The organism is Microbulbifer maximicatervae (SeqCode) (assembly GCF_052467615.1).
In genome coordinates this window covers 1,050,638-1,064,859 of sequence record NZ_CP174319.1, presented here as the reverse complement: position 1 = coordinate 1,064,859, position 14,222 = coordinate 1,050,638, and the positions used below count along the sequence as shown (strand labels likewise).

The 14,222-nt window shown below is 44.4% G+C and carries 10 protein-coding genes; 6 read left to right on the top strand and 4 right to left on the bottom strand.

The annotated features are described in order from the left end of the window. Positions 1-60: 60 nt before the first annotated feature. Positions 61-1,230: a hypothetical protein gene (locus ACJJIM_RS04865; protein ID WP_444912562.1), complete on the bottom strand. Its 1,170-nt coding sequence runs from the start codon at positions 1,228-1,230 to the stop codon at positions 61-63. A gap of 145 nt (positions 1,231-1,375) precedes the next feature. Next, positions 1,376-2,011, bottom strand: coding sequence for a CHAP domain-containing protein (locus ACJJIM_RS04860; RefSeq protein WP_444912561.1), 636 nt, complete (start codon positions 2,009-2,011; stop codon positions 1,376-1,378). 380 nt (positions 2,012-2,391) lie between these two features. Between ACJJIM_RS04860 and ACJJIM_RS04855 the strand changes: the two genes are divergently transcribed. The 5 genes from ACJJIM_RS04855 (at position 2,392) to ACJJIM_RS04835 (ending at position 9,602) form a co-directional block, all read left to right on the top strand. Next, a complete protein-coding gene (locus tag ACJJIM_RS04855; RefSeq protein ID WP_444912560.1) occupies positions 2,392-3,981 on the top strand; it encodes a VCBS domain-containing protein in 1,590 nt (529 codons plus the stop codon). A gap of 22 nt (positions 3,982-4,003) precedes the next feature. After that, on the top strand, positions 4,004-4,300 hold the full coding sequence (locus ACJJIM_RS04850; RefSeq protein ID WP_444912559.1) for a hypothetical protein: 297 nt from the start codon (positions 4,004-4,006) through the stop codon (positions 4,298-4,300). Positions 4,301-4,876: 576 nt separating this feature from the next. After that, positions 4,877-5,959 (top strand): efflux RND transporter periplasmic adaptor subunit, encoded by a 1,083-nt coding sequence (locus ACJJIM_RS04845; RefSeq protein ID WP_444912558.1) that lies wholly within the window; start codon positions 4,877-4,879, stop codon positions 5,957-5,959. Continuing rightward, positions 5,956-9,057, top strand: coding sequence for an efflux RND transporter permease subunit (locus ACJJIM_RS04840; RefSeq protein ID WP_444912557.1), 3,102 nt, complete (start codon positions 5,956-5,958; stop codon positions 9,055-9,057). The genes ACJJIM_RS04845 and ACJJIM_RS04840 overlap by 4 nt, the downstream gene beginning before the upstream one ends. A gap of 212 nt (positions 9,058-9,269) precedes the next feature. After that, a complete protein-coding gene (locus tag ACJJIM_RS04835; RefSeq protein ID WP_444905878.1) occupies positions 9,270-9,602 on the top strand; it encodes a hypothetical protein in 333 nt (110 codons plus the stop codon). 64 nt (positions 9,603-9,666) lie between these two features. Here ACJJIM_RS04835 and ACJJIM_RS04830 read toward each other — a convergent pair whose 3' ends face one another. Then, the gene (locus ACJJIM_RS04830; protein ID WP_444912556.1) at positions 9,667-10,881 is read right to left on the bottom strand and encodes a hypothetical protein; all 1,215 of its coding nucleotides are present in this window, start codon (positions 10,879-10,881) and stop codon (positions 9,667-9,669) included. 158 nt (positions 10,882-11,039) lie between these two features. After that, positions 11,040-12,641: a sodium:solute symporter gene (locus tag ACJJIM_RS04825; RefSeq protein WP_444912555.1), complete on the bottom strand. Its 1,602-nt coding sequence runs from the start codon at positions 12,639-12,641 to the stop codon at positions 11,040-11,042. 246 nt (positions 12,642-12,887) lie between these two features. Here ACJJIM_RS04825 and ACJJIM_RS04820 point away from each other — a divergent pair, with 246 nt between their 5' ends. Beyond that, entirely contained in the window at positions 12,888-14,108 is a 1,221-nt protein-coding gene (locus ACJJIM_RS04820) for an ROK family transcriptional regulator (protein WP_444912554.1), read from the top strand. Positions 14,109-14,222: the final 114 nt, after the last annotated feature.

Genomic DNA, 14,222 nt, shown 5'->3' with positions numbered 1-14,222 from the left:
CACCACACAAATTATCAATGTACGTAAGCACTCTCTTAACAGATTCACCCTTAACTCCACTCAAAAAACAATAGTCGTACTCAAGGTAAATACAGCCTGGTTTTGAAGCTGCGCAAAAGCAGACTCATCAGGACCAGCAAAATATCTTACGGATGTTCCAAGTACCCAATCGTTCGCAATCTCCCTCTCACCCCCGATAGTTAAAATAAGGCCACCATCTTCAGGCGTGTATATTAAATCTACTTTTGGATGGTACTCATTATTGGTAAGCGTCCAATGTAAAAGTAAATTGTGCCTCAGGGTATTATCACTTAAAAAGGCCATCGCTGAGGATTGGCGAAGGCCATCCCACTGCACTCCCTGATTTTGGTACCACAGGCTGTTATCAAACACCTGCTCCCATTCGCTTTTCCCCCAGGCCCGACTATCAAACCAATACTCTAAAATAACCGAATGCCCAATGCTGTTTGCCCATGTCATCCCTATAAGAACTTGCCAGCCATCATCCATCTGCTCCTGTTTTGGCATAGCCATCAAAGCTGGGGCTCGCCAGCGCCAGTATTCTTGCTGGTAGCGCCATTCTGTATGGATCTCCCATTGCTCTCCATAAGTATTAACCCAGCTTCCCCCTAAGTTCATACCTCGCTGATCATCCATGTAACCCAGTAACTGCCACTCTGCACTAGTTCCAAGCTGATACCAGCGCATGGCAAATCCCTTTGGGTGGTCACCCCCAGAGGCCTGGCTGATACCGGCATCCACCAGCATTACACTTAGCTCTCCATTCTCAGTGAAACGACTGGCAGACACCACCCCAACTCCTTCGCTCACTTGAAGTGATACCGGATTCCGCTCTATGGGTAGAAACCAATCCAGCGGACGATGACCATAACCAACACCAAAGTCCAGGCGGCGTTTGCCCAGCAACCAATCCCAGTCCTGCCAGCTCCCCTGCCAGAAAAGCTCCTCAACTACCAACTCTAAGTCTTCACTGCCACCGCGCTCTGCCTGGTGGAATGCAGAGATCTGCCCTTCCCAAGCTTCATACTGTAGTGCCCCCTGTAGTAAAGCTTGCCGAGACACACTTGATTGCGCCTCAAAAAGTGAGCTATCAGAAGCGCGATCATAAGCGGCTGTCATCGCCAGCTCCCACTGTGATTCAAGGGCATCCGCCTGGCTAGTAGCACTACCAATCAGTAGAAGTAGCGCCCAAAGAGAATATAGTTTCATAGTTGCCTCCATTCGTGGGAAGCACACTACCAACCTTCCAGGCCCATACCATCGGATAAGACCAACGGTACTGGAATCAGATAAATGGCTTTTGACCGAGATTAATGGAGGGGGTTATCCATTAAATAACCCTCTGAAAAGTTGATCACTCTTTGCGCAACCATCCGAGAATACGGTTATTCTCTACATACCATTGCCCTGGGGGCATGAAAATAAGTGGGTAACGCTCTCGGGAGGGAGAAAATGGACCCGCGTTCTGCTGAATAATCTCCAGGGTAGCATTCTCTATATCTACCATAGAAACGATAGCTACATGGCCATAAGGGTTAAAAAGGGAGGGGCTATAAACAACGATATCGCCAATATTCGGAGGGGTATTACCTTGGTTGTGAAACTGCAGTAATCCTCTTTTGGTATTCACACTCCCGTGCTGGACTGTCAGGTCAAAAAAATCTCTAGCATGTCCAAATGTATCCGGCATTCGATGCCCAAATCGCTCGTAATAATAGCGCTTAACAAACTCAACACACTGGTACCTTAGGCCAAGATTATAACCGTCTTCCGAGGTGTTGCGCTCTTCAACATTATTAACTCCTCCATTGTAATAAACTTCTACCCCATGAAGTGAGTCTATAATCTCTCCGACAGAATAAGCTGTATTAAGGTTTAGGCGAGTAGCCAGTTGATATATCACGGCGATCAAAAGTCCTATACCGGCCACAACAACAATTAACCTACCCTTCCTTCCACCTTCTTTGATTGTTTCAACGAAAGACAACATCCATATTTCCCTCTAATCAACCCCAACTAAAAACACCCCAATTTCAGACTCCCACCTGTGCAAAAAAGCAAATGGGGTTAAGTGCACTCTACGTTCAAATATAGGTCTCATTCCTTTATCCTACTCATTACACCTAGTTAACTTTTTGAACCCTGTCATCAATTGCTCAAACGGGGTTCACACTACTTACAGGCGCTAATAGCAATTGATCCAACACCGTCACAACCTGCCAAAAAAGCGATAGCTATTTTGCCTTAGGTGACCCAGAATCCAAATATAGTTATTTAACTAATAATCAGCAGGAACCGGGCCACTGAGCAGCTGTCCATCAATTACAAATCGCCTTGCTCAATTAGATTAAGAAATACGTCGAGTTTGTCATGCCTGATACCCTAAAATTCCTTACAGCATTCAGTTTATCGGTTCTCCTTACAGCTTGTGGAGGAGGATCCGGCAGTAGTAATTCCAACGATGAGACTACTGAAACCGAAACAAGTACCGACGGCGGAGACAACAGTGGTTCTGATGATTCCGATAACGGGGACGACGACAGTGATGAAGAAACGGGGGGCTACACTTTTAACCCCAGTAGTCCCCTGGCATCACTTATCGTAGGGACACAAGAGTATGCCAGTGGCACTCTCAGCCTCGAAGATACCGATAGTAATAGCCCCACTTTTCAAGCCAGCAGTGTGGCCGGAAGCTATGGAGATTTTACTCTCTATGAAAGTGGAAACTGGGAATATCAATTAAACACCAGTTCCCAGAGTTTGAATGATGGTGAGTCCGTGGAGGACACTATCTCTTTCCAGCTCACCGATGGCAGCACCCTCTCCGTGGTGTTCTCTATTCAAACCATCGAAGCCACAGAAAGCAGCATTGTCTTTATCTTTATGAACTTCTCAGATGCCGCCGTAGAAGATGATCTAAGCATTACCCAAATTGCAAATATGGCTTTCAATGACACAGATTCTCTTGATAATGCCTACCATGAAAACTCCCTGGGACAACTAAAGTTCAGCCGCCATCTAAGCAATGACACTTCACTAGATCAATACTGCTACGGTGAAGACAATGATGAGAGCACTTCTATAGACTGCTTTACCTACAGCATTGCCGACAGCCAGAATGGCGGTGTATTGAGCATCGAAGATGCGGAATCTCGCTCGGGCAGTGAATATAACGATAGCGGCTATACATGGAGAGATAGGGCAACCAGTTGGATCGAAAGCAATTACGTAGACTCCAACAACCAGCCCGTAGAGCTCAACGATTGGCGTCATCGGGTCTACATTTTCCCGGAAGCTGCGGCCAGTGCAGGACTGGTTGGCACGGGAGTCGCCTCTGTCGGAGGCCGCTGGAGCATGATAATTGCAGATAGTGATCAACTGATTATGGGCCATGAAATTGGGCACAATATTGGCCTGAGCCACGCCGGTAATGACGATAATAATGATGGGGATACCAACGATAGCGGTGAGAGTGAATATGGTAGTGACGGCTCCCTAATGGGCAATGCTTGGCAATCACGACTCTTTGGAAGCGGTCATCGTGACTATATGGGCTGGTATGACTCATTCCCCGGATACACTGAAACTATTGAGGCAGTCGCAGGCAGCACCACTAATATTGAGTTTCAAGCCATAGAACTTACTGCTGGTGAGCTTAGTAGCGATCTACCTCAACTCTTAAAGGCCGAAAGTATTGGTAGCAGGAATGGAGAAAACTACTATTACATCGAATACCACGTCGAGCACGACACCCTCAACCCCCATCCACACCACGAAAATGCGGTAACCGTTCACTATCTTAGCGGCACCAGTAATAACAATGTTACCGCCAACCAGGTAGCCACACTGTCAACTACCGGGGACAGCTTTTCTGACTCATCTGCTGGGATCACTATTGAATTCCTATCCACTGACAGCAGCAACAACTCTGCAACTGTTTCTGTAACTTATGATGAATAATTTAATGGGGAGTAAGACCGCAATGAAAAATCTACCCTTAGCCCTACTTCTCGCCCTTTCCTCTTCAGCGGTTGCCGAAGAGACCGTAACTGGCGTGTTAGAGGAAGAGATCTCCGAGAACTTTCAAACAGGAGAAGTGGATCACCGCTTCTCCGTAAAAGACGAAACTACCGGTGAGTACTACTTTATCGACGCAAAAGAGGCAAAGAATAAAGGTATGCAATCTGGTGAGCGAGTACGTATTCATGGAGAGCGAGAAAATAAACGGCGTTTTCGTATACGTGAATCTCAACGCCTGGAGTTAAGACGAGAGGAGTAACGCCCTATCTAACTATAATTTTAACTCCTACCACACAAATTCCGCATAGATCAATTCGGGTGTACAGAACATTATCAGTGCACCCGATTAACACAACACCAATTAGCCTAACACCTGGCCACCTCAGACCTAGATACATTTTACTGACCAAATTATTAAAGCTAATTATTTAAGTCTTATAATATCGGCACATCTTTACCATTTAAGTAAGTTGCAAACACACCTATTCAAACTACGCCGATAGAAAACCCGAGCAGGCAAGTCACTCTGAAATTCACAACGCCACTCCTGCCGTCATTTCCAGCTGAGCATATAAGCACTGCAATATATGCAGTAAAACCTAGTTATTGGCGCCAAAGACATCCATTGTGAAAGTTGACATTTTATAAAATTCTGAACGTGAACAACTCACCCCTTGTAGATTTCATCTTACCGCACCGAGATTGCAGCAAATAGCTCATCCAAATACCTTTTAGTCAAATATAATACTAAAGGCATTTCAGTCTCTTTAATTTTAAATACTAATTACCGCGCTTAAGCAATTAACTCAGAAATAAAACCGACCAGAGCCTCAGGATGAGAAACAGTAAAATTAAAAAGCTCTTTATGGGCAGCATCCCACCTATTCTGTTAATTATTGGCTCCAATAGCCTTGCCAACGATAGCCGCACAGTACTGGTAGAAGCAGCACAACCCTGGGAGCAAGCTATTAGAACAAAGTTATTTTGCTCTGTATCATCCCCTGCCTTACATCAAATATCTAGTCACTCAGATGCTGAACTTATAGAAATAAAGCCTGTTGGCTCCATTATCAAAGCTGGTGAGCTAGTAGCAGCCCAGGATGACTTTTATCTCTCCCAGCAAATGAAGATCATTCGCACCGATATTGAATTAACACAAAGCCAGCTTAACTATGCAGAAGAAGAACTAGGTAGACTGGAGAAACTTCGCTCAGCCGACATGGTTTCTCAGTCTCATTTAAATAACCTTAAGCTCAATGTGGACACCTATCAATTAACCAAGCAAAGACTCGAACAACAACTAAATACAGCTGAATATCGTTCTAAACGACTACTGCACTACGCAAAAACCGATAGTCAAGTTTTAAGCATAGAAGCTAATCCTGGAGAAAACCTCAATCCAGGACAAAGAATTATGCAGTTACTCCCACTAACTGAAAACCAAATTGAATGTAGTCTCCCTGAAGAACACATAAATAAAGAAAGCCTGCTAAGCAATAGCACCTTCAAAATTAAGGAGCAAGATATTGAACTCAGAAATATCAGCCATATAGTAAACCCAGAAACACAGAACTTTAATCTCTACTTTAAAGTAAACAGACAAAAATTCAAATCCTTACTGGTTGGGCAGCGATTTGAAATAACTATGTTTACCCCTTTCGCGGGTCATAGCGAGCAAGAATACATTACTAGAATTCCTAGTGACGCCGTAATTCTTGAGAATGGGCGACAATATAAGGTTTGGACTCTAGACAACGACCAAAGAGCAGTTAGTACCAGGGTGCAAATAATAGATACTCTCGATAATTACTTTGTTGTACGTTCAAGTATTGCTCCTGGCGATCTTTTGATTGTACTGGGTTACGAAGGATTACAGCTCAATGAAGCCGTTACTCCTACAAAGAGGGAAAACACATGAAGTCCCTGGAGAAATACAGCTCAATTATCATCTGTTGTACCTTTACCCTAATAATAGCCGGGATTATAGCCGGGATAAATTTACCAAACGCCCTACTCCCATCCATTAATCGCCCACAAATTGCACTCGCAACCTCCTGGCCAGGAAAGACCGCAGAAGAAATAGAACAAATACTAATTGCTCCGCTAGAACAGGAACTCTCCAGCCTAAGCCACCTAAAAGAATTGCAAACCAATGTTAATAGTAGCTGGGCTTGGACCGTAATTGACTTCCATTCGGAGGCAAATATGGAGAAAATGTATATTGAGGTCCTCTCCAAAATCAACCAAGTACCCAATTGGCCAACACAAGTTCGCACACCGGATGTATTCAATTTTGCAAATGGTGCAGGGGCTACGCTTGGATCCTTTTTCCTATATTCTGAGAAGCCAGCTAGCGAACTTAAATTAATCGACGCGTTTATAAATCATGTAAAGCCAGCCTTTAGCAAAGTTCCTGGTGTACAGTCCATTGAAGAGGCCGGCACACCCACTGCCCAAAGGGTCGATATTGAGTTCGATCCAGAAAAGATGACTCGGTACTCTTTAACCATTAGTGAGATAACCGAAAATCTAAACAATTTAACGGATCGCTCGGGAGGAAATCTAAAAATTGGATCAAAAGATTATGCCCTTCATTTTAAGGGGCAGATCCCACTAGAGGAACTTTCAACGCTACCTATCGCAACACGAGAAAGCCAAATCATTCAACTCTCGGATATTGCTTCGGTAAAAGAGCGTGTAGCTTCAGATTGGTTATATTTTGCCCTTGAAGGCAATAGATCTCTATACTTCTACCTACGCCCTACCGAAAATGTCAATGTTCTAGAAACTATCGCCCAGCTCAAATCAACAATAGAAGAATTAAATGACGGAGAGTTAAATCGATTGGGGATGAAGCTCGCCATAAGCCGGGATGACTCCACGGGTATTCAGAATTCCCTCAGCCTGGTATACGGAAGCCTCTTGCTGGGATCACTACTCGCCTGCCTGGTCATTTATTGGTTTTTACGTAACCCCAGAACTCTAACCCTAATATTTCTAAGCATTCCCATTTGTATCTCTCTGGTGGTTCTGGGAATGTATCTTGGAAATAGAAGCATGAACGTTGTTTCACTTGCAGGGATTGCACTTTCTATCGGGTTAATGGTCGATGCAGCAATTATTGTCGTAGAAAACATTCAAAGACTGCGCAAGCAGGGTATAAATATTCAGGAAAGTATCACGCGGGGAACCAAAGAAGTTTCGGGCTCATTAGTTTCATCTACAATCTCCAGTGTTATCGTGTTCCTGCCCATTATTGCTATGCAGTCAGCAACAGGGCAGCTTTTTCAAGACCTGGCCTTCACAATTTCAAGCGCATTATTAGCATCACTATTGTTTGCTCTACTAATACTGCCCTCATTGGCCAGACACTTACTTGGAAAAGCAGCAATTTCTGAGGAGGGATCCAGTAGTATTAAAATCAATAAGGTGCTTGAATGGTGGGTGAAGCTTTCTATCCGTTCTGCAAGCAATCCTAAGCTAGCCTCCACTGTGATTTTGTTAGGATTACCCGTCGCACTCATCGCTACCTTCTTTTCCAGCCCTGACATTGATGTCCTCCCAGACCCTAAACAAAATATGGTCTCTGTTTATATCAACTTTGAAAGTCCTTTATCTACAGAGACCATAAAAAATGAAATTGGGGAACGGGTCGTAAATAGAATCACAGCCAATAGAGAAGAAATAGAGAACCAAGTTTCAACCTATGGAATAATTTGCAACCCAAATAATTGCAATCTCTATCTATACACAAAAGGGGACTGGGATTTTGAAGAACTAAAGAGTTGGCTAAATGAAAAATCTCTCTTTGGACTAATTGGGACTCGAATACATTTCAGGCAAGGTGGTTTATTAAGGTTTGCCCTACCCAACAACCGTATTAGCCAGTTAGATATCAAAGGGGCAGAGCTATCTCGACTACAGATGGCGGGAAGTGAGCTGATGAGTCATTTACGCTTAGAATTTCCAGAAGCGCAAATTCAAGAGGGAAGCGCACTTCAAAATAGAGCGGTTCGTATTGAATTCCAACCCAAGCTAGTACAATTAGCTCGTTTAGGTATTACAATATCGGAATTAAATCATCATCTGATGGCTTTAACCGATGGAATATATATTGGGCACTTCTATACGGGAACCAACACTCTTCCTTTTTACTTTAAAGCAAGAGAACCGCAAAATCTTGAGACGCTCCTAAATACAGAGATACTGATTAACAGTCACGGCTTTATTCCTCTACGTGAATTGACCGACGCCAAAATCACTCAAGCGCCAGCCAGTATACTTCGTGTCGGCCAGGAAGTGAGTGCATCAATAAACTTAACTCCTCCCGAAGGCGTTGCCATGAAGTCATTTGTCGAGGATGTTGATCAATCTGTGAAAGAGTTTCTATCAGAAAGTTCCTACAATGATCTTCATACACAGTTTAGAGGTAGCGCTAATGAACTCAGCCTGTTCCTCAGTGAGTTCCTGAAAATTTTTGCAGCAGCTATCGCAGTATTGGCCTTATTAATGTATTTCGCCCAAAGGTCCGCAAAGTTAGCAGCAGCAGTACTCTGTGCTGTACCCTTATCATTTGCAGGCGGAATGATTAGCTTACAAATTTTAAATCTATTTACCCCCCAAAGCCTGGATGTAATAACCATGATCGGCTTTGTAATCTTAATGGGACTGGTAGTTAATAATGCGATACTACTAGTCAACCAATTTAATAAGTCATTGCAAAACGGAGCCAATCAATTGGAGGCGATATATATGGCTGCCAGCTTGCGTGTCCGCCCCATTATGCTTACAACAATTACCTGTATCTTTGGCAATATCCCTTTAGTGCTTAACCCCGGAAGTAGCGCAGCTATCTATCGCGGTCTAGCTGCGGTTATTACTGGCGGAATGGTGTTTAGCGCCTTATTTGTCTTGGCATTTATGTCTGCTTTACTATCACAAAGGCTGTTTAGCCCTCATACATCTGACACTACCCAAAAGAGTGAGTTGAAACTGCCAGAAGCCTCTACTGCGTGATATCCCTCATTTGACCTCAATTTATTCACGCCCAAACTGGAAGCATTATTTTTGTGCCAGAATGGGCGTTAATACCTACTCCGAAAAGCACTTTGCGACGCAGTGCGCGACTTATTCAAGTGACTTTATTTGCTATAGTTTTATAGGATGTAGTTAACCAACATGGAGAGCAAAGGTTTAATTACCACTTATAAATTGGTAAGGAATCAAGGATGAAGTCTCTAATATATTTACTTTTGAGTATCCCATTTACACTGCCACTTATCAGCGATGCCGCTTGGACAGAGAAGGCGCAAATTTACTACTTAAAAGTACACTCGAATGGTGTAGATGTCAGACTTAGAGGATTTGTCAATCCAGAGACAGAGGTGAGCTGCGTGAGCAAAAACACCTTTTTTCTTATCAATGACGACTCTGCCATATACAACACCAAAGTATCTTTTCTGCTTTCCGCTTATATGTCCCAGAAAACTGTAAAGTTTAGTTATTACGGATGTGAAGATGACAGGATTCGCTTAGGCTCAATCCGGTTTCATGATGAGTAGCCAAATCTCATATGATTGACTGGCCCTTTATAATTTGGGCCAGTCAATTCTTATCAATATCAATCTAAAAAATATCCGGATCATCTATCAAACTTGCATTTTCCAACCCATAGTACTCGATCACCCAAGCATAACTCTGGTATATCTCATAACGAGTCGGATAGGCCCGCCCCACTTCATCCCAGCGTTTCCGCGCATTGGAATAGCTGGAACCTTTGATAACTCCTGACAACTCGAACTCATCACCATTATGGGGATTCATGACCGTTGTGGTATAGGGAACTTCAACCTCGCTATTTTCCACCATCATCCGCGCCATCATCAATCCATAGGCGGGTACATTAGATGGCATGGCATCTTTAACAGTTTCCTGGTTGCTTTTGGTCGATGTTTCCCCAACGGTCGTTGAAACACTAAAAGTCTCAGAAAAACTGAATGTAATGGAGCCACTATTTTCAACAGTGCCGGGAACACCGACTTTGTAACCCTCGGTCAAGCTAACTCCAGCAGTAACCGAAATACCCATAGTATTAGTCCAGGTATCTGTTTCACTCTTCCCGTCGGTATACCAGACTTCTGTACTGTCGTTTTGGGCAATACTGCCAGAGTTCTCAAGTAATCTCTCACCAAAGAATGTCCTGGTATTGTTGGGGGTTTCCACAATCTGATCCCAGTGAATCTCTACGCCAGATTCCACCAATTCCAAACGATCCGCAACGCAAGGGTAAATACTCCAAACTTTACTATCACTCGCAGTACCAGCAAATCCAACTACTGACCGGGTTCCAATACTTAGATGGTATTCCTCCCACTTATACCAGCCATTATTACCTCCAAAGGTAATATCACGGGTTGAGTTATCAGCCATGTCTTTCAAGTAGACTCGAATCCTGGAAATATTGCCATCGCGCTTTTTATAGAAGCGCCAACCCTGAATATATTCGGTAGCACCAAGCAACTTTCGATACCCGGAGATAGTGGTTTTACCAACCTCCTCATCTCCTGCATATAAGTATTCGAGTTTTAACCCTTTGATTCTCTCATCACCGCTAAAACTGGTTATAGCGGTGATCTTATCTCCAGGGATTCGGGTGGTAACATAGCTATCGCACATATCGAAATCGCTACCATTCCCACTCTTACCATACTGAAATATTGTATCGTACCTTAGGGTCCCACCATTATCTGATGTATTAAAGTACTGATCCAAAATATTTTCTGTTGCACTAATCTGCACAGAAGCCAATAAACCTAACATCGCTGTGACGAAATACTTCATAGTCAACACCTTCTTTATAAGATTATTCTTTTAAACGGATACAACTATCTGAGTACAACCTTTTGTCAACTTCGTCCGTGTCCAACCCTCCTGTATTGCCTTTATTGTTTAAGTTTTCCATCCTGTGGGGTGAAAAATAGAAGTAATCTGACTTCGCGCTACCAGAACGAACCAACCACCAACGCAGTAACCACAAGCAGTAGCACAGACTGAACTCGATAGTTTTTCCATAGTGGCTGTGCTTTCAGGGATACGGTCTCAGTGTCAAAATCACTTTTAGACCAAGTGAAAGATTTGGCTTCTTCGCTAATCTCAGTAGGATAAAGTAGGCTGGCAATCACCAATACCAGTGAACAGAAGACAAATAAAATTGGAGCAATATAGAGGAAATGTAAGTTTGTCCAGTCGAAGACTTCATTGACAAAAAAGAGGCCAACACCGCCCAAGGTGCCTAACAGCAAAGTAGCTATAGCTCCCTTGGAGTTAGCACCACGCCAAAAGAATCCGATCAGGAAAAGTGCCAGTACAGGGGGAACTGCATAGGAAAGTACCTTCTGCAGATACTGGAATAAGGAACCAAAACTCTCAATTTGTGGTGCCCAAAGTACGGCAAGTATCATAAAGATAAAGGTGACCAGCTGACCTACACGCATTAACTGGTGCTGGTTTAGGCCCGGAAAAAACTTCCGCACAAAGTCCATGGTCACCAGCGTGGAAGCTGAATTAAGCGTGGAATCAATTTGTGACATTAGTGCAGCAACAAAACCTGCCAACACTAGCCCCAGGATACCAACAGGCAACAGCTCAAATAACAGAGTGGGATAAACCATATCTGCGCGCTCTAGCTCGGGGAAAATAACAATCGCCATAGTGCCAGGCAGAACCATGATAAACAGCACGGGAAGTTTGAGTAGACCGGCAAATAAGGCTCCCCAGCGGCCGTGATTAACATCTTTTGCACTGAGTACCCTTTGCACCATAAATTGGTTAGTACACCAGAAATAAAAGCCCAGCAAAGTGACTCCCGTAATTAGCCCCAACCAGGGTACGCTCGAATCACCAATGGGCCGTATCAGACTCAATTGTTCCTCGGAGACCTGGGATACAACATTTTCCCAACCTCCTGCGCGATCCAGGGCAAAAATACTGATCAGGATTGAACCAAATATCAGCAGCAGCGCCTGAATGGTGTCGGTATAGATAACCGCAGCCAAACCTCCACAGATGGTGTAGATACCCGCGATCACCGCCAAAATTGAAATCGTGGTCCAAATTGGTAATTCAGGAAATATCAATTTCATTACCAGGGCCCCTGCATAGAGGCTACCTGCAGTATCAACCACAATATTCAGGAAAATAGTCAATCCCGAAAAATAAGTGCGCGCGGTGCTGTTAAAGCGACGCTCAAGCATTTCCGGCATCGTGTAAATGCGCGAGCGAAGAATTGTGGGCAGATAGAAAACGGCAAAGAAAACCAGGATAACCGCCGCCATCCACTCATAGTTAAAGACCGCTATGCCAGTGCTGTAAGCATCTCCGGCTAAGCCGATCAAAGTGGTGCTCGATATATTGGAAGCGAACAGGGATAAGCCAATCAAGGGCCATACCATTTTCCTCCCAGCGAGGAAGTAATCCTCTGCAGTATCGTGGCGGCGACTTAGGAAGAGCCCAAGGGCGATGGTGAAAACGAAATAGACGACCAGAATGGTCGCATCGACTGGGTGGAGACCAAAATCGACCGGCATAACTTCCTCGTTCACTGCTAGCAGCGTATTTTTAGAATGATTTGCTTGAACTTGGCCGAAAATTAAATCACAGTGATTTAATTAAGTAAAGCCAAGCTTCAACAAACAAAAAAAGTTATATTAATCAATAGGTTATATAAACTCTGATCTTAGTACCAACGAAGTCAATAGACTAAGCAAGGGCTTTAAAGTTACACTTTTAACAATAGAACCGGACAATCAGTGGCCGGATCAGATCACGTTTCATCTCAGGGGGCACGGATGGGTAAAGGTAGCAATTCCAGTGGTTTACGCCGTTATAACGAGCGAGTGGTGCTTACGACCCTGCGGAAGACTGGCGCAGCCTCCAAGTCCGACCTAGCGCGCCAAACTGACCTCACCGCTCAGGCGGTTACCCGGATTGTCGATGATTTGGAAAGCGCAGGGCTGGTAATGCGAGAGGGGCGCCGACTGGGCGGCAAAGGCCAACCCTCGATTATGTACGTTATTAACCCTACTGGTGCTTACTCTGTCGGTATCAAGGTGGGACGGCGCAATATCGAGCTGCTACTAATGGATTTTGGTGGCACAGTACTAAAGAAGATTTGCCACGAGTTTGAATTCCCGGAGCCCGAATTTTTATTGGCAAAAATTGAATCGGGCCTCCAGGCACTTACTGATACCCTACCCGCTAAAGACAGAGGGAAACTAGTGGGCGTTGGTATCGCTATGCCCTGGTTTATCGGCGCCTGGACTGAAGAGCTCAATATGAGCGAGGAACTAGCGGCCCAGTGGAAAGAAATTAATTTTGCTGAAGAAGTTGCTCAGCGCACACATCTGCCGGTCTTCTTCGAGAACGACTGTTCCGCTGCTGCTGTTGCCGAATTGCAGTTTGGCAATGGCCAGGACATATCCAATTTTCTCTACGTTTATATCGGGACCTTTATCGGTGGAGGCCTGGTATTAAATGGCAGCCTGGAAACCGGCGTCCATGGCAATGCGGGCAATCTGGTTTCCCTGCCAGTGCCCCCCTCAAAACTTAGCAGTACCCCTGAAAATCAAGGGGCATTTGAGCTACTCCTCAATCGCGCTTCACTATTTGGGCTGCGCAGACATTTACGAGAGTGCGGCATCGAAATTACCAGCACTTCCGAACTTGAAACGGTAATGGACCAGGCCCGCCCTCAGATCCAGGAGTGGCTGGACGACTGTGCAGATGCGCTGGTTTATGCATTTCTATCGGCAAACAGCGTACTGGACCTGGAGGCTATTATTGTCGATGCGCATTTACCCCGCTTTTTATTAGACGAACTGGTCGAAATGATTTCTCGCAGGATAAAGCAGGTGGCGCCTTCAGGCGTATTTGCGCCCAAAATTGTCAGTGGAAAAATTGGAGTCGATGCCATCGCCACAGGCGGTGCGATTCTGCCTTTTTACTCAATTTTTGCACCGGATAAAACAGTTCTATTAAAGGGCGGCATACCAGGAAGAATATCTACCTGATTGCGCCTTAATTGGAACCCCAGAAAAGCATAAAAATAACTCTGGGCTCCTTAAGAATAATCAAAGCAATAACTCACCGGAAAATTTCCAATCAGCACTAATGAGGTAAATATC